This window comes from Pandoraea horticolens, from assembly GCF_902459555.1.
GTDB classification, from domain to species: Bacteria; Pseudomonadota; Gammaproteobacteria; order Burkholderiales; family Burkholderiaceae; genus Pandoraea; species Pandoraea horticolens.
On the sequence record NZ_CABPSM010000009.1, the window covers coordinates 232,728 to 255,016 of the forward strand.

The window sequence follows — 22,289 nt, forward strand, 5'->3', positions numbered from 1 at the left end:
CCCTGCGTGGTCCCAGATACGCCTGCCGACGCCTATTACGACATGTGGCAGGCATGGGGGCAAACGGATTTGCTCGGGGCGCTGATGGACTGTGCGCAACAGCATGCGCGTAACCCCACCTCTTGGCAAGGTCCTACTTCATGACCTCAATCTCAAAATCGCGCTCAGCCCACCATTTTCTTTAACCGCGCGTTCTCGGCCTCAAGCGTCTTGAGCCGTTTGACGTCATCGCTGACCATCTCACCGAACCGTTTGCGCCACGCGTAAATCGACGCTTCGCTGGCCACCTCGGGGATCGTATCTCGATCCGCTTCGCCCAGAATTCGTACGATCTGCTCGTCACTGTACCGGCTCTTCCTCATACCAACTCCTCGTCTGAGCTGAGGAGCCATTATCTATAGATTTGGTTGGCACGAAATTTACCGAGCAGGTCAGGGTATCTGAGAGAGTTATTTTGAAAAATAAATATAATAAATATTATTTAATTAAAATTACCAAGTAATTCATAGTTAATTCATTCGATTATCTTGAGAGCATTATAATATCCGAAGGGCTGTGGTTTGTGAGAGAAGGGAAGATTACCGATGATGAATGGATTCCTGCCATCAAGTTTCTACTACTCGACAGGATGAGATTTTCTACGTGGAGCATTTTCGCCTCTCTCTTTAGGGTGGACCGCAACCTTGAGGATATCGACTGATGCTGCAAGCCTTGTTTCGCTACGCTCGGGCCGCCGCCGCTCAAGCGTGTTCAGCGCTGTTTCTCGCATGCATCTGCTTCACTGCCGCACTCGAGCCTGCAGCTGCGGATGGGCAACGCGCTGTGTCCGATTTGCAAATATTGGCCCAGGTTAGCGCGTCGCCCGACGCAGATGCAGCGACTTCCACGAGCGCAGGTACAGGCACGGGGGGGCACGGGGGCCCGTCGCCGGTCGTGCCGATGCCGCCTTCGGAGCTTTATGGTGCGCTCTATCGCGACGTTGAGCTAGCGCATCAGTTTCCGGACAGCAAGACCTTCGCGGATATGATCCCGAACGCCGCGCCGTCGAGCATCGCTGCCGAATACGCGATGTTGAAATCGCAACCCGGCTTCGACCTCAGGAAGTTCGTCGACTCGCATTTCACGCTGCCCGCGCGCGAGACGAAGCACTACCATTACGTATCCTATGCGAATCAGAGTGTAACCGCGCATATCGACACGCTATGGAATGTGCTCGAGCGCGCCCCCGATCGCTCCGCGAGCCCGTATTCGTCGTTGCTGCCACTGCCGTATACGTATATCGTGCCAGGCGACCGATTCGACGAGATTTACTACTGGGACTCGTTTTTTATCATGCTCGGGCTCGAGCAAAGCGGTCGCACCGATCTGCTCGACGACACGCTCAATAATTTCTCGACACTGATCGACCGCTACGGGCACATCCCGAACGGCAATCGCACGTACTATCTGAGCCGCTCACAGCCGCCGTTTTTCGCGCAGATGGTGCGGCTCGTCGCCGGTCGCGAAGGCGATCGCGTCTATCTGCACTATCTGCCCGAATTGCTCGCCGAATACCGCTACTGGATGGGCGGCGAAGACCACATCGCGCGCGGCACGGCCGTGCAGCATCTCGTGCGCCTTGCGGATGGCACGCTGCTCAATCGCTATTGGGACGCGCGCGATACGCCGCGCGACGAATCGTATCGGGAAGACGTGGTGACCGCGCAGCAGACGCCCCAGCGCAATTCGGCCGACCTGTGGCGCAATCTGCGCGCGGCGGGCGAAACAGGCTGGGATTTCAGCTCGCGCTGGTTCGCGGACGGCAAGACGCTCGGCACGGTTGAAATCACGTCGCTCGTGCCCGTCGATCTGAACAGCCTGCTGACCGATCTCGAACGCACCATCGGGCATGCGTACCGGCTCAAAGGCGACGCCGACGACGCCGAGCGCTTCGAAGCACGGGCGTCCACGCGCGCGGCCGCGATTCGCCGCCTGCTATGGGACCCGAAGCTGCATGCGTTCGGCGACTACGACTTCGCCGCACGGCGTCTCACACACCGGCTCAGCGTGGCGACCGTGTATCCGCTTTACTTCGGCGTCGCCGATAAGTCGCAGGCAACGGCCATTGCCACAACGGTGCGTGCACGATTGTTGCGTGTGGGCGGCCTCGCGACGACGACCGTGCAGACCGGCCAGCAATGGGACGAGCCGAACGGCTGGGCGCCGCTGCAATATCTCGCGGTGGTGGGCTTGCGGCGTTACGGACAGCCCGAACTCGCTGGCGAGATCGCGACGCGCTGGATTCGGACGAACGTCGCGTACTACCAGCGCACGGGCAAGCTCGTTGAAAAATACGACGTTGACGCAAAAACGGGCACGACGGCCGCGGGCGGAGGCGAATATCCGCTGCAAGGCGGTTTCGGCTGGACCAACGGCGTGCTGCGCACGCTGATGGCGATGTACCCGGCCGCAGCGGGCCATTCGACGCGGCCCGTCGATGTGCGGAAAGGACCGCGCGGCGTGCCGGAAGCGGCATTGCCGGCTTCCGCCGCGCTGCAAACGTCGCACCAACTCAAGGAAACGCCGGGCCGCGTGCGATGGAACCACGCTATACCGCGAGCCACGCCGCGACAAAAAATGGCTGAGGCCGGAATGGCGGCGGGAACTGGTCGAATACCTGGCAGCAGACAGCTTGCAGAGCTATGTTACCGGCGTGTACCGCGCGGCGGGGCTAGGGAAGGGCTATAGCAGCCACTCGGGACCTTATGCTAGTGAGAGAACATAATATTTGATGTGGACGATGAATGCTGGCGCATGCCGCCACGCCCCAGGAAGGCCGCGGCGGGTCCAAATGCTCAACGCTGGCAATCACACTGCGGTCCTGTGAATTTCAGCCAGCGCGCGCTCCGCCCACGTATCGAGCGTGCCGGCGAGAAGTGCTTCCACGCCATCGTCCGCCCACTTCGGGTTCTGCGTCTGCCATGTCGTCACGCGCTTGCCGCCGAGATAGTCGTAGTCGAGGTGGCCCGCCCAGTAGTGGTGGAGCACCTTGGCGGGCACTACGCTTGCAACGCGGCGTGCATTGCCCGGATACCGATCGGCGAACACCGTATAGACGAAATTCGCCTCGCGCAACTCGCCGGCCTTGAACAGATCGGCGATCATCTCAAGCGTGGCGTCGGAGAGCGACATGCCTTCACGCGAATTCTTCGCACGAAGTTGAATGTCGGCTAGTACATTACCGGCTTTGAACAGATGGGTGAGCAGATCAAGTGTGGCGTCGGAGCGCGGCATAGATTCACGCGAATATTCCGCGCGAAGACGAAGGGCGGCTAGTGAGTTGCCGGCCGGCACCGGCTCACGGCCATGTGTTTGTGCGGCGTCACTACGGGAGATCGACGTGTCCGGCGCATTGACCTCGCGCATGATATTGCTGGCAAAGATCGACAGGTTCTCTGCATTCCGAGCCGCCCGTACAGCGGTGTCCTCGTCTCCCGTCATTTGAGAGACCATGCGCTCAACGGTCTGACTAATGTCACGACCGAAGTCGCCTTGGACATCATTTTGGTCCAGGCCAATGAGCTTTAGGGAGCGGAGCAGGCTGGGCGTCAGGCTCACAAACCTTTCCTGGGCTGCGAGCACCGCATCGGCGTTCCTTTCCGATTCTGGCAACGATAAGGTTTCCGCTGCGAAATGGTGATACTCAGAGACAACATTCTGGCCATCGTAGTGCATCGAACAAAGCAGGCGGCATCTGTCATCGAGATCGAAGGGGGGGAGGTTCGCCATGGTGTTTTCCGTAGCGGCGTGGCACGGGATATCAAAATCCCCTATTCGGAAAACGGGAGAGTCACTGTCGGAGATCTGCCACGTCAACGAGTCTTGCCGTGCAGGCGCCACATACTGTTTAAGTTCAGAAAACGAGGACAGTTGTTGTGCCAGCGTGTCCGCGTGAGCGAGGCGAAAAAGAGCGACCTTGGCAGCCTCGACTTTTGTGCCAAGAACCCAGTCGGCGATTTTTCCCCATAGACTGACCACATCTTTCTCGCGCTGAGCGGTTACGCTTGCACGAATATCATTTTCGTTGATCGATCGAGAGTACAAAAATCCACTAAGACGAATATCCATACGTTCGGGTAGCGACGACGAATCGCTTCTCGTTCTGAGTAATTAGTGAGAGTCCGCTTATGCCGGTCGATTACCTCAGTCCTGCGACTCAATAATGGCCTATTGTTGAACATACGGCTTTCAGAAAACGATCATAAGCGCTCAGACAGGGACGCCCTAGCGTTGTAGCCATTGGATCGGCAAGCTTGCGTCCGCAAAGACTTCGCGGACGCAAACATGGATGAAGTCAACGAAATCGATTGTTTCCCGCTTCGGGTTCTGCGGGTACGGTGCGCGATAACCTGCGACACGCCTCGATCTCGACGGCGTCGACCTATTTGCGCAGCGACGAGATCCAGCGAGCGAGGCAGATGAGCCAGGCTTTTACAGCACGGAAATAGCGGAAAACAGATTTCGGGTACCACCGCCCCTTAAATCTCGATATAAGCCGGGCCGTCATCATAACTATTGGTGCTACGTGTCATTCCCGGCTTTATCCCGGTATGCCCCCCCCTACACCTCGCGACCACCAGCACGTCGCTTCCCACACATATTCAAGCGCAGCAGCAAGCTGGATGCGTTCGCCGAAAACCTATGGCTGAAACAGTTTTTCGCAACCGACGACGCGAGTCGGGAAACCGGCCCCTGTACTGAATCCGCCGGAGGCAAGTGCGACTCAAATGGCACGTTTGGCAGCTATGTGGTCATTGCCCCAGTGAGCGATTCATGCAAGCGCTGATGGCGAGCTTATGCAACAGTGAGACTGCCCACAATGGGCCATCTGACGATGGCAGGCACATCGCGCTCAAGAACTTCTATCAGGCAACGCCATGCTTCCCGTTTCCGGCGCAGAGGCCCGGCGCCTCCAGCCCTCAGTGGCTGCATCAATCTCAGCACCGCTCCGACAGAGCGCGCAGCCGCCGACTACCCTGGCCGCCAGCGTGCGCGCGGTGTATCAGACCAGTGAGTCATCCGGCATGCCGTCGAGTTCGCCCCAACGCCCGTCTCGCCCCGCAACAGCAGCAATACTTGACGCGGTGCTGGACATGCAAGGGGTACCGGCGGCACATACCGGTGCGTTGGCTGGCATGCCGCCGAGTCCGCTTCAACACCCGTCTCGTCCCTCAACAGCAGCAATACTTGACGCGGTGCTGGACATGCAAGACGAATTGGCTTTGCATACCGATGGGTTCTCTGGCAGGCCGCCGAGTTCGCTTCAACACCCGTCTCGCCCCGCAACAGCAGCAATACTTGATGCGGTGCTGGACATGCAAGGGGTACCGGCGACGCATACCGGTGCGTTGTCTGGCATGCCACCGACCTCGGCCCGACGATCGCCGCACCCTGAAACTCAGGGGCTGCACGCCAGCGGTTGCCATCGAAAGCGCATAGCGCCACAGGACGCAGGCAGTCGCAGCGATGCTGATTTAATGCCTCCGCCGGTCCAGATCCCCTGCAAAGAAACTGACACGGGGCGCGGACGAGCCGCGGTCACCCCCGAGATGTTGCGAGAGTGGCAGCACCTCGGCAAGCGGGGGATTGACGAGGCGGGCGGGCTTGACGGCTTGGCCACGCAGTACGGCGTCGCGTCTGGTACGCTGAAAATCTACCTGCGTGCAGACGGCACGCTGACGAAGCGCGCCGGGGACCGGCTCAACCCGCCGGGCACGGACATCACCCTCGAAATGTTGCGGGAGTGGCAGCATCTCGGTAAGCAGGGAGTTGACAGAGCGGGCGGGCTTGACGGCGTGGCCAGGCAGTACGGCGTCGCGTCTGCCGCGCTGACAATTTACCTGCGCGCAAGCGGCACGCTGACGAAGCGCGCCGAGGACCGGCTCAACCCACCTGGCACGGACATCACCCTTGAGATGTTGCGGGAGTGGCAGCGTCTCGGTAAGCAGGGAGTTGACAGAGCGGGCGGGCTTGACGGCGTGGCCACGCAGTACGGCGTCGGGTCTGGCACGCTGAAAATTTACCTGCGCGCAGACGGCACACTGAAGAAGCGCGCCGAGGACCGGCTCAACCCACCGGGCACGGACATCACCCTTGAGATGTTGCGGGCGTGGCAGCGTCTCGGTAAGCAGGGAGTTGACAGGGCGGGCGGGCTTGACGGCGTAGCCAGGCAATACGGCGTCGCGTCTTCCGCGCTGAAAATTTACCTGCGCGCAGACGGCACGCTGACGAAGCGCGCCGAGGGCCGGCTCCGCAAGGATGGCGTGGAGATGTAATGGATGCCGCCCTCCCCACCGGGATTGAGACTGGGACTGGAGTACGGAGATGAAGAACGTGGCTGTTCGAGGCTTGGCCGGGATTCGTGAATATGTGCAGCTTCACATATTCACGATTATGCGCAGCACCGGATTATGCGCAGCGGCAGCCAGAACGCATTGAGTGACGGACGTCTTGGGCTGCCGCGGAGCACATAATAAGCGGCTCGACCGTCAACTACTACCTGTCAGCCTGGCGGCTCGATTCACTGCACCTTCTGCGTCCACCGCCCGCGGTGCGATTCCAGGCAGAGCACGGCAACGACTGCTGGCAGTTCGATTTGTCACCGTCCGACCTGAAGCATATCGAGCGCCCGGCGCGGATCGATCTGGCCAAGGGCGAGCCCACGCTGATACTGTTCGGCGTGGTCGAGCCTGATCGGCATAGTGCAGCGATCGTGGCTAGCTGAAGAAACCTCCGGTGAGGGGCTCCGTCCGTGATCGCCGCGAACGACGGAAGATCGGGGGCTCCAGTGCCAGTCCAGTGCGACCAGAGAGATGCAACCAACTCGCGGTTGCGGAGGTAATGAAAAAGATCGATCAAGAGCTTGCGTCGGCAATCTCCAATGGGCTCCGAATTTAACCCATCCGGAAGCTTATCGACCGCAAATCCACGACAAGATATGCTCGCCGGTCTCCGAACGAACGATGGGATTTTCTGAAATTCTTGCATTCCCAGAAAAGGAGGCGCAACAAAAATTTATTTAGCTCGAATGCGTCGCAATTTTCAGATCGACTCGGTGCGATACCATAGTGAGGTATGGCTCGGATTCGTAAAAAATCCGACACATCTCAGCCTAAGCGACTATTGCACGCTGCCGGATTTGACTAAATCCAGAAAAGTGTTTGCGTGGGATATGAGTGTGCTAGTGCCGTCACTGATTCGACCTTCTTGGACGCTTTTCCCCACGGCAATAGTTTGTGCATACAATGTATCAACGAGACCTTCGTTTTTTCCGAAGGACATGAAATCGACGAGATCAGCCCCTCTCATCGCCATTGCCGGATCACTGGAGATATTATCGCGGTGCGCAGGATCTCTTGGGTTATTTTTCAGAACATCGCCACACCAATTATTCACGTCGCAGTTCGAACTATTTATGCCACGAAAATTTGCTACCGCAGTTATCCCCATGCCGAGCGCCGAGAACCTTTTGTCTTGGTTATGGACGTCAGGCAATAACTCAATCATTGGTTTAAGAGATGGGTTGCCGCAGGAGCGGGAAAAGATTGCTGATTCTTGAAACCTCGTAGCCGAACGAATCGATGTGACCGCGCGCGAGAATCCCGTAGCGTCCAGTCCATTCTCGCGGGGCGGAGGAGGCGACTCACACCGGGAGGTCACGCCATTGGTTGTCGCCTGCACGCTGAACATAATCTCTCTCCGTCGCGATTGAAAGTTGAGGGCTTCCCGAAAGGAATGGCCGCAAACATTACAATAGTGGCGTTTTGTTGAACATACGGCTATCAAAAAGTGATCATGTGACCCTGACTCAGAATTAGTCCCGGTCGGAAGTAGAAATTTCCGGCTTAGTTGAGTTACCAGGCGAGGCGGATTTCCTTGCCTGATGGGCGAATTCGGCGGGCGTCATCCACTGCAATGCAGAGTGGGGACGAACCTCATTATAGTACGTTCGCCAGTCGTCGATTTTGCTCTTCGCATCGGCCAATGACAAGAACCCGTGCGCATTCAGGCATTCCTGCCGGAAACGCCCGTTGAAGCTTTCGACCTTGGCATTTGTCGGTGGGCGTGCCTGGTCGACTGAAATCCAGTTCAACGCCATGCTCATATGCCCAGCGATCCATGGCCTTCGAAATGAACTCGCTGCCGTTGTCGACCTTGATCGTAGCAGGGTGCCCGCGCATGGCGGTAATGCGCGTCAGCGCTTCGACCACATGTTCCCCTTTCGGACTTTGGCCAACCTCAATGGCTAAGCATTCCCGTGTGAAGTCGTCGACGATGGTCAGTGTCCGAAGACGTCGCCCGTCGAACAATGCGTCCGCAACGAAATCCATGCTCCAGATTTCGTTGATCGCGCTCACGATATGCTTGGGTTGGCGCAGCCGCGCCGACTTACTTCGGCGCGGTCGCTTATGCCGTAGCGAAAGGCCCTCCGCGCGATACAGCCTGTAGACTCGCTTGCAATTATCTCGCCAGCCTTTCCGTCGCAAGACCACGTGAACGCGTCGATATCCGTAGTGCACGCGTGTCGCGATGATCTCTTTGATACGCATGAGCAGCGCCGATGAATCGCGCGCGACCGACTGATATCGATACAGCGAACGAGACATGCCAAATAACGCGCAGGTCTTCGTCAAACTTGTTCGATAGCGATCGCGCAATTCATCGATCAGCATGCGCCGACGAGTCGGCTTCAGAGCTAATAGGATGGTCCGCCCCTCCCCGAAGGGGGATACTGAAACCCCCGAAACCGTTGGAGAATGATCATGCGTATCGTTCCTCGCAGCTGCGCCGTCTACGGTGTCGACCTGGGCTGTCAAACGCCACGAGCAACTTGATATGCAAGCGCTACATCGTGTGCGAGTCCAATTCGTTCACCAGCGCACGGCGATTGTGAGTCAGTTTCGCTGCTTTCTGCTCGAATACGGCATCGCCATCCACACTGGTATCGGCATGTTCCGACGCGATGCGACTCGCATTCTCGTGGATGATTCAAACGATTTGACGCCGACCATGCTCGACAGCGGGCGCTACGCGACGTTGGATGACGACATGGGATTCAGCCTGGTGCCGTGGCGACCGGTGATCGAGCAACGTCTGCGGCAACAGCTCGCCGCGACAGTGTGCGGTGGCGAAGTTTCGTGGGAGTTCGGTCGAGCGAGAGGACCAAGCGTTCACTGACACATCTACACGGCGCGCTTGCCAATCAATGCTGTGTAGATCATTCAATCTAAAATATGATTACCTTTTCGTTAATCATTTGAGGAGCAACATGGCGCGCCCTGATCTCAACTTGCTACTCGCGTTGGATGCGTTACTTGATGAAGGAAGTGTCATCGGTGCTGCGCGTCGCATGAATTTGAGCCCCCCTGCGATGAGTCGCACGTTGAGTCGAATCCGGGAAGCGCTCGGTGATCCGGTGTTTGTCCAAGTCGGCCGCAAGCTCATGCCCACGCCGAAGGCACTTGCGTTGCGCGAGCAGGTGCGCATGGCGGTTGAGCAAGCCACGCAGGTGTTTGAATCCGACACCGAGATCGACCTGAAATCGCTGGACAAGCGTTTTAACGTCCGAGCCACGGATGAGTTCGTGAGCATCTATTTGGGTCATCTGTTGGCCGCAATGGCCACAGAGATGCCGCGCGCAATGCTGCGCTTCTCTCCGGAGGAAGATGACGTGGACGAGGAGGCGCTACGTAACGGACGCATTGATCTGTTTATCAGCGCATCGCGCAAGCTAGGGTCAGAGATTCGTGTGCAGTCACTGTTCACCACAACGTTCGTGGGCGTTGCACGAGCACAGCATCCGATTTTTGACGATGAAATCACGCCCGAACGCCTCACTCGTTGGGAGCACATCAACGTGTCGCGGCGGGGGAAAGCCTTAGGGCCGATTGACGCCGCTCTAGAGGGGCAAGGACTGCGCCGGCATGTCGCTTTGGTTGTACCCAGCCCCTATACCGCATTGTTTGCGCTGCAGGATTCGGATTTGTTGCTGCCGTTACCCAAGCATCTAGCCAGTAGCGCGCTTGCTGCCGGTCTGAGCATTCGCTTGTTTGAACTACCGACGCCCCTGGAGACGGTGCTGCTGACGCAGGCTTGGCACCCGCGCCTGAATAACGATCCTGCTCATCAATGGCTACGCAATACGATCCATGCTCTCTGCAATATGGATGCAGCGCAGACGGCCAGGCGGTCCACATCAATGAGATAGCGCCCCTCAATGAGTGCGCTTTGCACACTCATGCAAATGCAATAAATTCACTTTTCGGAATTATTGGGCACGCCTACAGTGATGCATATACATCACTTTAGAACGGCTATATCGTGCCTTCGGCATCTCAAAGCATCCTTTCCCGCCGCTTTTCCCAACTTTTGGGATGGTTCGCGCATGGGCTGCCGCACCTCGACCTGACAACACCGCGCGCGACCTATGTCATGCGTTCAATTCTTGCCGCCTGGTTGGCACTCGTTGTCGCTTACTTACTGGATCTGCACGCACCGTATTCGGCGGCGTCCAGCGTGCTGCTAGTCATTAGCCCGGTACAGGGCGCCGTGATCGGCAAAGGGACCTGGCGGGTACTGGGTACCTTGACCGGCATGTTGGCGGCGTTCGTTTTGATGAGTGCATTCGGGCAGATGCCCTGGCTGTTCCTGTTGGGGTTTGGGCTATGGCTGGGGATTTGCGTAGCGGGCATGACGCTCCTACGCCATTTTCGAGCCTACGGTGCAACACTAGCGGGATACACCGTGGGGTTGGCTGCCTTTGGTGCCATGCAGCATCCCGAACTCACGTTTGATCAAGTCATGGGGCGCGGTGCGTCCGTGCTCACCGGTGTGGTGTGCCTGGCGGTGGTGTCTGCGCTCTTCAGTACCCAGAGCGTACGCAGTCGCCTGGCGATTCAGCTCAACCGACTTGCTGCCACAACTGCAGGCATTCTTTCAACGAATCACCAAGCGATTCACGGTGGTGACGCACCAGGTGGCAAGCCTCTGGACATAGGCAGGCGCAACCTCATTACCGAAGTGTATGGGGTGGACGATTTGCTCGCGCTGGGCAAAGCCGAGTCCGCTGACCTGGCCCAGCGTGCCGGTACGGTGCGACAAACGATGGTGTCCTTGTTTTCGGCATTGGTGGGTGGGGCGCCTCCTATGCGGGAGAGCAGCACAAGCCTTAACGCATTGAACGCGTTGAGGTCACTGCAGCCTGCGTGGGAGCAGGCATGGCAGCAAGCCAGTCTGGCACTGGCGAAGGAATCAGGCCCCGAGGGACTGACGTATGCCATTCAGGCCTTGTCCGATATGCGTGCGCGATTGATGACTATGCTCGCTACAACATCGCTCGACGATGCGCTGGAGCATTCCGCGTTGATGATTGCAGGCGACCGCCTGCTCGAACAGCTTGACGATTACCTGGAGGCTTTGAAGGGCATACGGCGCTTCCATCACCCCCGGCCCACGGCGGCACAAGTCTCTGTGCCGTTCTATCGCGACACGTCCGCAGCAATTCAGAACGGGCTGCGAGCGTTACTGACAGTCGTGTTTGGCGGTGCGTTCTGGATAGCAACTGGGTGGTCGTACGGAGCATTGATGTTGGCGGGTTTGGCCGCCAGTTGTGCGCTGCTATCTACCGCCCCCAATCCTGCGCTCGGTGCTGTCGAATTCATCAAGGGGACAGTGCTTGCCGTTGTGATGGCATTTCTCTGCTCTTTTGTCATTCTGCCTCACGTCTCCGGGCTGCCATTGCTGTTACTGATCCTGGGCTTGTTCTGGTTGCCAGCTATTTACGCGACCACCGTACCTCGTTATGCATTGGCAGGTGTTGTCTACCTCGTTGCATTCACGACACTAGCGGCTCCAGACAATCTGATGCGCTACGACTTTGCGGCATTTCTCAACGGTTCTGTGGCCTGGATACTGGCGGTGTTTTTTACGTTGCTTGGGTTCAGGGTCGTGCTGCCGCGCAACTTGTCGCGTGATGTGGCGCGGCTGGGTCAGACGATCCGCGATGAAGCGCTCGGCACATTGAGAGGCGCGCGGACGGAGGCTAGCACATGGCAATGGCGTCAACAGCATCGTACGGCGCAACTTGGTGCCTTACTCAAGACCCAGCCGGAGGCGATGGACCGAGCCATATCCAGTGCTTTGGCCAGCATTCACTTGGGCCGCGAGGTGTTGCGCTTGCGCAAATGGTTGCGGCAGGCCCCCAAGGACTCCAGTTTGCATCATGTGCTAGCGGGAGCTTTTCGCAATATGAGCCGTCGTGCGAGCCAGCCCCATCTGGCTGCAAGACACGCACGCCGCGCTGCCAAGTCCTTGTCGCGACTACCTGCCATAGATGGTGCTGCGATGGCCGAAACCCGGCAACTCAATGTCGTCCTGCTCGATATTGCCGCATTGCTGGAAAACCATGCGGACAACTTTGCCAAACGAACTGGAGGTCACGCCGATGCTCCGTGAATTTTCGTTGGGCGGCATCTACCTGCCGCCACTCTTTGTCTATGCGGGTATCACGCTGCCGATCTATTTGGGTGTTCGCTCCGTGCTTGCACGTAGCGGCGTATTGCGGTGGGTCTGGCACCCTGGCCTGTTCGAATTCGCGATCTCCCTCTGCCTGGTTTCAGTGTTGATTCTCTATGTCTAAGATTTCATTCTCAGTAAAACCGCTCATGCGGGCGGGGCTTACATTAATTGTTGTTGTGGCCGCCGGATGGCTTGTAAACGCACTCTGGCACGCCTATGTCTTGGCTCCATGGACGCGCGATGGCCGTGTTAGTGCGCAGATCGTACGCATGGCACCGGAGGTGTCCGGCAGCGTAGTCGAAGTCGCGGTGTCAGACGATCAGTACGTGAAGCAGGGTGAGGTGCTCTACCGCATCGACGCCGCCAGTTTCACTCTGGCATTGGCACAAGCTGAAGCTCGACTGGCTGCGGCCTCGGCTTCGCTGCGCCAAAAAATCGAGGATGCCAAGCGACGTCAGGGCATGGAAAACCTAGTTCCTGCCGAAGAAATCCAGCGCGCGAACCAAGCGGTGGCTACGGCCCAGGCTGAACAGCGCAGTGCGCAGGTTGACGTGGACAAGGCCAAACTCGACTTGGCGCGCACCGTCTTGCGCGCCCCTGTGGATGGCTATGTCACACACCTGCGATTGAACAAAGGAGATTATGCAGCGATCGGGCAGCCCAATATCGCCTTGGTGGATGCAAACAGTTTCTGGATCACCGGTTATTTCGAGGAAACGAAATTGCACGGCATCCGGCCCGGTGCAGCTGCACAGATCCGATTGATGGGGTTTGACAAGGTCATCCCTGGCCGGGTCGTCAGCATCGGACGGGGCATCACCGATACCAACCAACAGGCCGATGCCCAAGGTTTACCCAGTGTGGAGCCGAGTTTTAGTTGGGTTCGCTTGGCACAGCGCATCCCTGTCCGGGTGGAGTTCGAGCAACTTCCGCATGGCATCGTGCTGGCGGCCGGCATAACAGGCAGCATCGGGGTGGCTACACCGGCAGGTGACTCACCACCGCAGGGCTGGCTCGTATCAATACTGCAGCGCTGGATGTAAGGGGTGGTCATGCACGTATCACCGAATTACACTCTGTCGCGGCGTTGCCGCGTACTCATGATGCTCTCGCTCTTTGTCGGACTGTCGGGCTGCACCACGGTAGGCCCCGACTATCAACGGCCTACAGTACAGGTTCCTGCAAACTGGGTTGAGGGCGCAGCAACCATGAGCAACGGAGATCAAAGCGGTCTGCGTACGTGGTGGCAATCATTCCAAGACCCCATGCTCGATAGCCTGGTCGATCAGACCTTGATGCGAAATCAGGATCTCGATATCGCACTGGCGCGGTTGCGGCAGGCACGTGCTGAGCGAGTGCAAATCGCTTCTTCTTCTGGACCTATGGTTTCAGCCGGTGGCACAGGGGAAGCTCTGCGCAGCAGCAAGGCGCTAACTTCGCAATCCGGTGGGGAGTCACGCGCTTGGCATCTAGGTTTCGATGCCAGTTGGGAACTGGATCTATTTGGCGGCACTCGCCGGGCAATTGAGGCCGCCGACGCGGGTATAGAAGCGCTTGCTGAGGATCAGCGTGCGCTACAAGTGAGCCTGGTTGCCGAACTGGTTTCCAATTACGCAGGGCTTCGCGCTACGCAGGTACGCTTGGATATCTCGCGCGACAACATCCGCGCACTCGTTGATGCCGAGCGATTGGCCGAACAAGCTCATCGGATGGGTTTGGGTACCTTGGCCGATGTCATGCAGGCACGTGCCGAACGTGAAACAGCCGAAGCAAAGCCACCGTTGATGGAAGCGGATATTGCCCGCTTCAGCCATGCCATTGGCGTCTTGGCTGGTGGCTTCCCTGGTGACTGGCACGATGCCTTGGGCAAGGCTTCTCCTATGTTGCCGATGCGTGCTGACTTGTCGCTTTCCATGCCTTCTGCAGTGATTCGCCAACGCCCGGATCTGCGGGCGGACGAGCGACGCCTTGCCGCAGCCAGCGCCCAGATAGGTGTCGCCGAAGCGGAACGCTTTCCCAAGTTTCGTATCCCGTTGGGCATAGGCACCACCGCCAGCGTCATTCACAGTCTCTTCTCCGGTGCCAGCTTGGCCTGGTCGGCCGGAATGCAGGGCAGCCAATCGCTCTACGACGGAGGACGTGCGCGCGCGGGAGTGGCGGCGGCACAAGCTAACGCCGATGCGGCAAGATTGGTCTACGAAAGAGACGTGCGGCTCGCACTTCGCGATGTGGAGGACGCCTTGACGGCATGGACGAGTGAGCGTCAGCGCCAGGCATCTTTGAACAAGGCGGTTATCACCAGCCAACAAGCCTTGGAGCATTCGACCAAGCTCTACGAACGGGGATTAAGTGCTTATCTGCCGGTGCTAGTTGCGCAGCGCACGCTCAACCAGGCGCGAGACGAACTTGCTCTCAGTCAATTGGAAGAGATCCGAGGTGTCATTGCCCTTTACAAGTCCCTTGGTGCTGGATGGCAGGACGTTCCCTTGAGTCAAGAGGTTGGTCAATCCGATAGCGTCGCGACGGCGGCGACTCAATGATTGCAGCGTGCTCACCTGCGAAGTGGCCGGCGCTCTGTGGATCGTGCCGCCGCACAGCGCCATCTGGGTGCCGGCAGGGGTGGTGCACAAGTTCATGGTCAACGGCACCATCGAATGCTACGCCTTGTTCATCGACCCGCAGTTCGCGACGCAGTTACCGCCGCAGTGCTGCGCGCTCACAGCCACACCTCTGCGGCGCGAATTGATAGTCCGCTCGGCCAACAATCTGCCTACGCGCTACCCTGAGGAAGGCATGGCAGCGCACCTAGTACGCCTGCTTCTCGACAAAATCGCGTTGACGCCCATCGGCAAGTTGTTCCTACTCATGCCCAGCGATGCGCGGCTGCGCAAGATCGTCAACCTCATCTTGGAAAACCCCGTCGACCGCGCTACCCAGCAAAGCTGGTCGCGCCGCGTAGCGATGAGCGAACGCACGCTGGCGCCAGCAACTTCATTTGCTATTCGCCGTACAGTGGCTGGGCACCGGCATCGCCGTGCAGCAGGTGGCCGAGCGGGTGGGCTACGAAAGCGCCCGCCGCTTCGTCACCATGTTCCGCAAGGCCATGGGTATCTCGCCGGGTAAGTACCTGGCCGGGCAGGGGACGGCGCCATCCTGAAGGCCTGCTGGGCAGGCTGCGGGCAGCGCAGGAAATGGAAAGGCAAGGGGTGTCAACCGGCTTGTCTGAGAAGGCGTCTATGGCTCTGTGGACTTCCCCAAAAGCAGTAGGCATTCGCGGCCAATGATTGGATTGCGGTTTTTGTCCCATCATCGAGAACCATTGAGCAAACCCTTGGATGAAGCGCGCCGCGATTGGGATGATCGGCGGCATGGCCGGCTGTGAATCAGCCAGGGCCGTCACTCGCGGCCGCGAGAAGCGGCACCAGCACGTTGCTGATTGGTGTCGGAATACCGTGAGCCCGACCGCGACGTGAGACGACACCGTTGCGAATATCCCATTCGAGTGGCTTGCTGGCTTCGCGATCGGTGAGGATGGATGTGCCCATGTCGGAGGGAGACGCCAGAAACTTGTCGAGGATCGCCTGCGGAACCTCGTCGCCAAGCTCGGCGCCCTCGGCCCGGGCTACGGCCAGGCATTCCTGCAGATAATCCAGAGTGAGCCCGGAGATGTCGGGCCGGGCGAACATGCCCGAGCGACGATGGGTGAGTGCCATGAGCCCGGCCACCGCGTTCTGCAGCAGCTTTCGCCAGGCCAGAGATTTGAAATCCGCAACCACCTCAACGCAACAGCGGGTGCCTTGCAGTGCCTCGACTATCACGCGGGAAGCCCGCGTGTCCGGCAGGCTGAGACGCGCATCGCCGCGCAAGCGCACCGAGCCATCGGGTTGCGCCTGCGCAGGAAACCAGACGACAGCGGGCACGATCCGCCCAAGCGGCAGATGCGGGGTGACCCTTTCCACCTGCTCGACCCCGTTTTGCAGAACGCACACGACGGTCTCCGGTCCGCTCAACGCGGCAAGCCAGTCCGCCGCTGCATCGGTCTGTGTCGCTTTGACAGCGAGAAACACGAGATCAACCGTGGAGCTGATCTGTCCGGGATGCGTCTGGACGGGGCCAGGAACGGTGATGCGGCGATCGCCATCCTGCAACGCCAGATGATTGCGCGACGTGCGGCCGCACAGCACTGCCGTGCGACCGACCTCTTGCAGCATCGCCGCGATTGTGGTGCCAATGGCACCCGGACCAATGATAGCGACGGACGCAGAGGTATCGGTATCCATGGAATGAAACTCCTGAGACTTATTTGCAGAGCGCCTGCTCCGCGATGGTTGTGTGTTTCTAATGGGCTATGTAATATATAACAAATGAATAAAGAAATCGGTAATGATATTTCAGAGAACGAAGGGCGGCTAGCCCAGTGGATTGGAAGCGTTCAGGCTCGCAGCGGCGATCTCGCCGCCAGCGAGGCGAAGGTAGTCGCGCTGCTGCTTGCCGATCCCTTGTTCGTCGGCGCGAGCACTGCCGCGCAGGTAGCCGCCCGGGCTGGCGTTTCGCCGCCGAGCGTGGTCCGCGCTGCGCGTGCGATCGGGTTCGGCGGATTCACCGAGCTGAAGATCGAGATCGCTCGTGCACGCGGTACCACCCGGTTCTTCGCGCCGCCTGAAGCACTCGCCGCGGACGCGACCTCGGCCGCAGTGCTTGAGGCCTCCATCCGCGTTGGCACTGACGCCTTGAGCGCGCTCGGCGGGGCCCTCGAACTCGCCGCGTTCGACAAGGCGATTGATACGCTCCTGTCGGCGCGACAAGTGATCGCTTTCGGTGCCGGCCCGTCCTCCACGGTTGCCGCCGACGCCGTCTTCCGCCTGCGCGCAGTCGGCGTGACGACGATCGGCATCCCGGACCACTTGTCGGCCATGATCGCCACGCGCCTCCTGGGCCCAGACGATGTCGTTATCGCCGTCAGCTCGACCGGACGCACGTCAACCACGCTCGCCATCGCCGATGCAGCGTCTTCTGCCGGGGCATCGCTCATCGCCATCACCAACCAGTACGGCACGCCACTGGCCACCCTCGCGGATGTCGCGCTGGTCGTCGGCGGAGCGCCGCTGCCGGCGCAGATGGCCGCGGCCGGGAGCCGGCTGGCCCAACTCGTCGTTGTTGACGCGCTGGTCGCGGCCATCGCCATGCGCGACCCAGAGCGTGACCGCCGGGCAGAGCGGGCCGGCATCGACCTGCCCGACATCGACTGATGAGGCCCGGCACGGTAGCGCTCGTCCTCGCCGCGGCGACAGCCCATGCGGTGTGGAACATCGCCTCGAAGTACAAGCGTGGAAATACGTTTCTGTTCGTCTGGGCCTACACCTGCGCCTCGGCGCTGCTATGCGTGCCGCGACAGCCTGAGAACTGGACTATTTCTTGGGGTCAGCGTCAGAAGTCACCCCCTATCGCTAATACCCGTTAGCGATAGGGATGCGCAAAAATGCGTCGGTTGCGACGCATTTAGACGAAGCGTTCGGGTGCGCTCAATCCGCAACTGGAAAATTGAAATAGGTGTCCGGGTAAGGTTCCTTGGCAAGGGTGAAGTGCCACCATTCAGTATCCAGTGGCTTAAAACCCGCCTGTACCATCAGACTTTGCAATAGCAGACGATTGGCCCTCTGTTGCGGAGAAACCCCTTGCGAATCGGGGTGCGAAAGTGGGCTGAAACAATCGAAGCCGGTCCCGAAGTCCAGGCTGTTGTCCGGCGCTCGTTGCGACGCGGGGGAGGTGCAACTGACCTGCTTGCGCTTCGAGTCATACGCGGGAATTTGGCTATCCGCCGGAACAATAGTCAGGTCCACGGTACTGCCACGGCTGTGCCCCGACCGGTAAGCGATATAACCATCGCTGAAGAGCCGGCTTTTTTCGACTTCGGGATAGAACTCTGTGCGCATTTCCATGCTACTGAGATTCTTTGCCCACCTGGCAAAGTCGTCGACGGCACTCTGCGGGCGGTAGCAGTCGTAAACTTTCAGTGTAAGCCCCATTGGGAGCAATCGGTCTTGAACAGACTTGAGCGCTTGTGCGGTTTTGCTCGTCAGCAGACAAACCGGAGCATCATAACTCTCAATCCTTTGGCCGACGAAGTTATGCTCAGTAAAATATCGTAAATCGGACTGAATCTCTGGCGCGATCGTATTCAGGTTCACAAAATCCTTTGGTCGCCGGTCATCAACTTGAAGGTTGCCGGCTATGCAAACAGCCGGAATGCTGGCAAGCAGGGCACATAGCAGTTTCATGTCTTCTCCTATTCGAGGGAGGTACCGGCACAAGCATAGCAACCGGCTCGGCAACTATCAGCCAAATATTCCGCATCCTATTTCATCACCTGGCATGACGATAGATTTGTCATAGAAATGTTGCGATCTATCCTCGGTTCGCTGTTAGCGTCGAATTCCGAAGCGTGATCGCTGCGACCATTGGCGCTCCAAGGTTTGGATTGAATCCAGTCCTCGATGCCTATAGAGTCGCTAGCCTGTTTCGGACTCACTTTGATGGGGTCACACACGTTGACATTTTCGGCCCGTTTATTCCGCATCCCGTGGCGTAATCAGGGCGGTCAGGGCGGATTCAACCGGTCGGCACAACGGGTCGGTCACGATCTTCTTCGGCACCTCGGAACAGGCCTCCAGCACGCGTTTGAAGAAGCGTTTCGCGGCCGCCTAGTCGCGCCGCTTCTGCAGCAGGATGTCGAGCTCAATGCCGTATTGGTCCGACGACACCCATTGCGGCAAGCAATTGAAGCGTGAGCCATGTCGCGCCAATGGCAGCTAATAGGTTCTTCACGTGGGCCTCCCGTCCGGTGCGCAACAAGCGGCGCGCTTTTCCGCGAGCTTGTGCTGTGCGACGAGAATCTCCCACCCCTCGTCCTCAAGGCGTCGGCACACTAAAAATCTGACAGGCTCCATCGCGCACGTTTGGCAGCTATGGGGACATTACCCCAGTGAGCGATTCATGCAAGTGCCGATGGCGAGCTTATGTCACAGTGAGACTGTCCACAATGGGCCCTCTGGCGATGGCAGGCGCATCGCGAACAAGAACTTCCATCAGGCAACGCCATGCTTCCCGTTTCCAGCGCAGGGGCTCAGCGCCTCCAGCCCTCAGTGGCCGCATCCACCTCAGCACCGTCCCGACAGAGCGCACAGCCGCCGAGTCCGCTTCAACATTCGTCTCGCCCCTCAACATCAGCAATACTTGACGCGGTGCTGGACATGCAAGGGATACCGGCGCCGCATACCGATGCGTTCTCTGGCATGTCCTCGACCTCGGCCCAACGATCGCGGCACCCCGAAACTCAGGGGCCGCATGCCAGCGGTTGCCATCGAAAGCGCGTAGCGCCACAGGACGCAGGCAGCGGGAGAGGTGCTGGTTTAATGCCTCCGCCGGCCCAAATCCTCCGCAAAGAAACTGGCACGGGGCGCGGGAGAGCGACGGTCACCACCGAGATGTTGAGGGAGTGGCAGCGCCTCGGCGAGCAAAGGATGGATGAGGCAGGGAAGCTTGACGGCGTGGCCAGGCAGTACGGCGTCGCGTCCAACACGCGGAAAAATTATCTGCGTGCAGACGGCAAGTTGACGAAGCGCGCCGAGGACCAGCTCCGCAAGGATGGCGAGGGAAAGGATCGGTGTAAGCTCAAGTGACGAAGATAAATTATTCAGCAGACCTTAATAACCGAGTGGGCGCATTTTGGGCTGACCGAAACCTCGAGGCGCGGAAACTGGAGCCGCGCCGCAAGGAGTGCACCGGCACGTCGCACGATTTCACGGTGCCCGCGATGGCAGAGAACTTGGCATTCATTCGGGCGGTTCATGGCTCGCCCTACAAGTCAGCGGGTATGACTCCCCTGCCGAAGCCTCACGCGCTTGCCCTCATCACCTTGCTGTCCGTGCTGCCGGGTGGTGGATTTGCGGCCCAGGTGAGGGCTGGTTCCGATCCGCATTCGGCCTCCATCTCCGGAGGCACCGTACTAACTGATGTGTCGTCGCCCGTACTGTCGCAGCGCGTCGACGTCGGCTTGAATGCTCTGGCTCACGGAAAACTTCCGGCAACCCCCATGTCGTTGTTCGCAGGCCCCGCGAGTGAGGCCGTCTCGTCGTCCTCTCAGGCAAGGGACAGGCGCGCGGTGGACTCCAAGTCTCAGTCGATGGTCATACCTCTGGCCCGTGCTCACAGCCGTCGGGAGTTGGCCAGACGAGCGCTGCTTGTGGCGGGGCTGAATCCGGACAGAACCTACTTCGTCCGGGACGTCTTCCCAACGGGCTCCGAGGTGCCAGGAGACGCAGATGTCGAGCACTCGATGAGCCTGCTTGATATCTATGTCGAGCACGGAAAGGTCAAAATTCCTGCATTGGCCCGTCATGTGAAAGATGTGCCGGACCTGGACAGGTTACCCGTTCTGGACAGGTATTTTGACGCGGAATTCGAACAGGCGATGAAAGTCCAGGAAATAGGCGTGGTGGAAGCCGTTCAGGGCTACATTGACACGTCTGGCATCGATTCCTGGTCAACGCCAGCGAGAGTATTTTCTGTCAGTTACCGGCGTCAGCACTACGCGTTCTCTTTTCCCTATACGATCAACGGGAAATATGGTCATATCCTTGATGTCGCTCAGGGTACCCGACACCGAGTGTATGCCGTTTCCATCTCGAATAGCGAGCTGACCATCGATGAGGTACGGGACAAATCCTGGCTCACCAATAACCTGGAAAAGTTCTTCGGCCATTCCGTAAATTGGCCTACCTTTCTAAGGTCACCAACCAGTTATGCACGGACGTCTGATGCCACCAAGGCTATTGCAGAAAAGCTCGTTGACGTAACGAGAAGCGAGCAAAGAGAGGAGGCATTCAGATCAACCGAAATGGAAAAGTATGTCGACGAGTACCGTTTGGAGCTTGCTTTGGTTGCCGCAGATCTAGTGCCAGTGGGTACTGGAGCCAAAAAAGGAATCAAAGTCGCTTCAAAAATCATCGGGGCGGCTCCAGCAGCTTCGAGAGTCATGTCCCATGGAACCGCGGCTGTTGCTGCCAGGTCGCTAAAGAAAGCGACCATTGTCAGAGATGCCGTGCCAAAAATAATTGGCAGTGGCGCGATTAGCAGGGTTTATCAGGTCGATACAGATCACTTGATCAAGGTTTACAACAATCCGATCGGTATATGGAACGGCGCACTTTACCGGTCAAGCCTGAACAGTGCTAGAAATAGTGCGGAGGCATTCACGCGGCTCTATGGTAAGGACGCCGCGAAAGTCACGATAAGAGACGGCCTTTATCCAACACAGCCGGTCGTGGCTTTGCAAATGAAGAAAATACCTGGGAAATCGCTAGATTCGATATTAAAGAGCGGCGACCGGGAACTCATCGAGGAAGTCCTGAATCAATTCCAGGATGAATCTCTGGCAAAGCGGTTGATAGACAGGTTGGAATCGAAGGGGATCGTTCATCACGATATCAACCTTGGAAATATCCTCTACGACTGGAGGACGAGGCAGTTCAACCTGATCGATTTTGACAGCGCCACCTTCGATCCTTTAAACAATTCACTATCTGCGGATATGTTGAGGAAGCTCGAGTCTGACTTCGCGGAGTTCGCGCGGCGAAGCTGACCTTGCCCTGATGGACATTTTCGTACCACTGGTGTCTAGAGATTCACGGCCCCAGTGGTTGGATTACATTCGCTAACCCGACGGAATTCGGCCG

17 protein-coding genes and 3 pseudogenes are annotated in these 22,289 nt (G+C 58.5%); 13 read left to right on the forward strand and 7 right to left on the reverse strand.

The window, feature by feature from the left end:
• Positions 1 to 164: 164 nt before the first annotated feature.
• A complete protein-coding gene (locus PHO31112_RS16240) occupies positions 165 to 362 on the reverse strand; it encodes a transposase (RefSeq protein ID WP_174995748.1) in 198 nt (65 codons plus the stop codon).
• 337 nt (positions 363 to 699) lie between these two features.
• Here PHO31112_RS16240 and treA point away from each other — a divergent pair, with 337 nt between their 5' ends.
• On the forward strand, positions 700 to 2,727 hold the full coding sequence (gene treA, locus PHO31112_RS16245) for an alpha,alpha-trehalase TreA (protein ID WP_150621430.1): 2,028 nt from the start codon (positions 700 to 702) through the stop codon (positions 2,725 to 2,727).
• Positions 2,728 to 2,847: 120 nt separating this feature from the next.
• Here the strand turns inward: treA and PHO31112_RS16250 are convergent, their stop codons facing one another.
• On the reverse strand, positions 2,848 to 4,107 hold the full coding sequence (locus PHO31112_RS16250) for a hypothetical protein (RefSeq protein ID WP_150621431.1): 1,260 nt from the start codon (positions 4,105 to 4,107) through the stop codon (positions 2,848 to 2,850).
• A gap of 1,481 nt (positions 4,108 to 5,588) precedes the next feature.
• Between PHO31112_RS16250 and PHO31112_RS16255 the strand changes: the two genes are divergently transcribed.
• Positions 5,589 to 6,314 carry a hypothetical protein gene (locus PHO31112_RS16255; RefSeq protein ID WP_150621432.1) on the forward strand — a complete coding sequence of 242 codons (726 nt, stop codon included), beginning with the start codon at positions 5,589 to 5,591 and terminating at the stop codon, positions 6,312 to 6,314.
• Between the two features lie 320 nt (positions 6,315 to 6,634).
• Entirely contained in the window at positions 6,635 to 6,763 is a 129-nt protein-coding gene (locus tag PHO31112_RS27940; RefSeq protein ID WP_281355102.1) for a hypothetical protein, read from the forward strand.
• A gap of 395 nt (positions 6,764 to 7,158) precedes the next feature.
• Here the strand turns inward: PHO31112_RS27940 and PHO31112_RS16265 are convergent, their stop codons facing one another.
• Both PHO31112_RS16265 and PHO31112_RS16270 read right to left on the reverse strand, forming a co-directional pair.
• The gene (locus tag PHO31112_RS16265) at positions 7,159 to 7,728 is read right to left on the reverse strand and encodes a hypothetical protein (RefSeq protein WP_150621433.1); all 570 of its coding nucleotides are present in this window, start codon (positions 7,726 to 7,728) and stop codon (positions 7,159 to 7,161) included.
• 124 nt (positions 7,729 to 7,852) lie between these two features.
• A pseudogene (locus PHO31112_RS16270) lies at positions 7,853 to 8,735 on the reverse strand (IS3 family transposase); the annotation flags it as partial.
• A gap of 313 nt (positions 8,736 to 9,048) precedes the next feature.
• Here PHO31112_RS16270 and PHO31112_RS16275 point away from each other — a divergent pair.
• The 7 genes and pseudogenes from PHO31112_RS16275 to PHO31112_RS28225 all read left to right on the forward strand — a co-directional run.
• Positions 9,049 to 9,216, forward strand: a pseudogene (locus tag PHO31112_RS16275) (DUF3363 domain-containing protein); the annotation flags it as partial.
• 91 nt (positions 9,217 to 9,307) lie between these two features.
• The gene (locus tag PHO31112_RS16280) at positions 9,308 to 10,246 is read left to right on the forward strand and encodes a LysR family transcriptional regulator (protein ID WP_150621434.1); all 939 of its coding nucleotides are present in this window, start codon (positions 9,308 to 9,310) and stop codon (positions 10,244 to 10,246) included.
• Positions 10,247 to 10,359: 113 nt separating this feature from the next.
• Positions 10,360 to 12,492, forward strand: a complete 2,133-nt coding sequence (locus PHO31112_RS16285) for an FUSC family protein (RefSeq protein WP_246178282.1) — start codon at positions 10,360 to 10,362, stop codon at positions 12,490 to 12,492.
• Positions 12,482 to 12,676: a DUF1656 domain-containing protein gene (locus tag PHO31112_RS16290; RefSeq protein ID WP_150621435.1), complete on the forward strand. Its 195-nt coding sequence runs from the start codon at positions 12,482 to 12,484 to the stop codon at positions 12,674 to 12,676. Before PHO31112_RS16285 ends, PHO31112_RS16290 begins: the two co-directional genes overlap by 11 nt.
• Positions 12,669 to 13,598: an HlyD family secretion protein gene (locus tag PHO31112_RS16295; protein ID WP_150621436.1), complete on the forward strand. Its 930-nt coding sequence runs from the start codon at positions 12,669 to 12,671 to the stop codon at positions 13,596 to 13,598. Before PHO31112_RS16290 ends, PHO31112_RS16295 begins: the two co-directional genes overlap by 8 nt.
• A gap of 60 nt (positions 13,599 to 13,658) precedes the next feature.
• Positions 13,659 to 15,095 (forward strand): efflux transporter outer membrane subunit, encoded by a 1,437-nt coding sequence (locus PHO31112_RS16300; RefSeq protein ID WP_246178296.1) that lies wholly within the window; start codon positions 13,659 to 13,661, stop codon positions 15,093 to 15,095.
• Between the two features lie 494 nt (positions 15,096 to 15,589).
• Positions 15,590 to 15,712, forward strand: coding sequence for a helix-turn-helix domain-containing protein (locus PHO31112_RS28225; protein ID WP_425495208.1), 123 nt, complete (start codon positions 15,590 to 15,592; stop codon positions 15,710 to 15,712).
• 226 nt (positions 15,713 to 15,938) lie between these two features.
• Here the strand turns inward: PHO31112_RS28225 and PHO31112_RS16310 are convergent, their stop codons facing one another.
• Positions 15,939 to 16,835 carry an oxidoreductase gene (locus PHO31112_RS16310; protein WP_150621439.1) on the reverse strand — a complete coding sequence of 299 codons (897 nt, stop codon included), beginning with the start codon at positions 16,833 to 16,835 and terminating at the stop codon, positions 15,939 to 15,941.
• 84 nt (positions 16,836 to 16,919) lie between these two features.
• On the opposite strand from PHO31112_RS16310, the gene PHO31112_RS16315 reads away from it, so the two are divergent.
• Positions 16,920 to 17,804, forward strand: coding sequence for a MurR/RpiR family transcriptional regulator (locus tag PHO31112_RS16315; RefSeq protein ID WP_150621440.1), 885 nt, complete (start codon positions 16,920 to 16,922; stop codon positions 17,802 to 17,804).
• 273 nt (positions 17,805 to 18,077) lie between these two features.
• On the opposite strand, the gene PHO31112_RS16325 is transcribed toward PHO31112_RS16315, so the two are convergent.
• Together PHO31112_RS16325 and PHO31112_RS28230 are read right to left on the reverse strand one after the other, a co-directional pair.
• Positions 18,078 to 18,833, reverse strand: coding sequence for a M15 family metallopeptidase (locus PHO31112_RS16325; protein WP_150621441.1), 756 nt, complete (start codon positions 18,831 to 18,833; stop codon positions 18,078 to 18,080).
• A 345-nt stretch (positions 18,834 to 19,178) separates the two neighbouring features.
• Positions 19,179 to 19,319 (reverse strand): annotated as a pseudogene (locus PHO31112_RS28230) (DDE-type integrase/transposase/recombinase); the annotation flags it as partial.
• A 648-nt stretch (positions 19,320 to 19,967) separates the two neighbouring features.
• Between PHO31112_RS28230 and PHO31112_RS27430 the strand changes: the two are divergent.
• Together PHO31112_RS27430 and PHO31112_RS16335 are read left to right on the forward strand one after the other, a co-directional pair.
• Positions 19,968 to 20,234: a hypothetical protein gene (locus tag PHO31112_RS27430; protein ID WP_217427038.1), complete on the forward strand. Its 267-nt coding sequence runs from the start codon at positions 19,968 to 19,970 to the stop codon at positions 20,232 to 20,234.
• 134 nt (positions 20,235 to 20,368) lie between these two features.
• Positions 20,369 to 22,195, forward strand: a complete 1,827-nt coding sequence (locus PHO31112_RS16335) for an OspG family effector kinase (protein WP_150621442.1) — start codon at positions 20,369 to 20,371, stop codon at positions 22,193 to 22,195.
• Positions 22,196 to 22,289: the final 94 nt, after the last annotated feature.

Coding starts and splice junctions, on each gene's coding strand:
- PHO31112_RS16240 (WP_174995748.1), bottom strand. CDS start 362: ATGAGGAAGAGCCGGTACAGTGACGAGCAGATCGTACGAATTCTGGGC.
- treA (WP_150621430.1), top strand. CDS start 700: ATGCTGCAAGCCTTGTTTCGCTACGCTCGGGCCGCCGCCGCTCAAGCG.
- PHO31112_RS16250 (WP_150621431.1), bottom strand. CDS start 4,107: ATGGATATTCGTCTTAGTGGATTTTTGTACTCTCGATCGATCAACGAA.
- PHO31112_RS16255 (WP_150621432.1), top strand. CDS start 5,589: ATGTTGCGAGAGTGGCAGCACCTCGGCAAGCGGGGGATTGACGAGGCG.
- PHO31112_RS16265 (WP_150621433.1), bottom strand. CDS start 7,728: ATGTTCAGCGTGCAGGCGACAACCAATGGCGTGACCTCCCGGTGTGAG.
- PHO31112_RS16280 (WP_150621434.1), top strand. CDS start 9,308: ATGGCGCGCCCTGATCTCAACTTGCTACTCGCGTTGGATGCGTTACTT.
- PHO31112_RS16290 (WP_150621435.1), top strand. CDS start 12,482: ATGCTCCGTGAATTTTCGTTGGGCGGCATCTACCTGCCGCCACTCTTT.
- PHO31112_RS16295 (WP_150621436.1), top strand. CDS start 12,669: ATGTCTAAGATTTCATTCTCAGTAAAACCGCTCATGCGGGCGGGGCTT.
- PHO31112_RS16300 (WP_246178296.1), top strand. CDS start 13,659: ATGCTCTCGCTCTTTGTCGGACTGTCGGGCTGCACCACGGTAGGCCCC.
- PHO31112_RS16310 (WP_150621439.1), bottom strand. CDS start 16,835: ATGGATACCGATACCTCTGCGTCCGTCGCTATCATTGGTCCGGGTGCC.
- PHO31112_RS16315 (WP_150621440.1), top strand. CDS start 16,920: ATGAATAAAGAAATCGGTAATGATATTTCAGAGAACGAAGGGCGGCTA.
- PHO31112_RS16325 (WP_150621441.1), bottom strand. CDS start 18,833: ATGAAACTGCTATGTGCCCTGCTTGCCAGCATTCCGGCTGTTTGCATA.
- PHO31112_RS27430 (WP_217427038.1), top strand. CDS start 19,968: ATGCCTCCGCCGGCCCAAATCCTCCGCAAAGAAACTGGCACGGGGCGC.
- PHO31112_RS16335 (WP_150621442.1), top strand. CDS start 20,369: ATGGCAGAGAACTTGGCATTCATTCGGGCGGTTCATGGCTCGCCCTAC.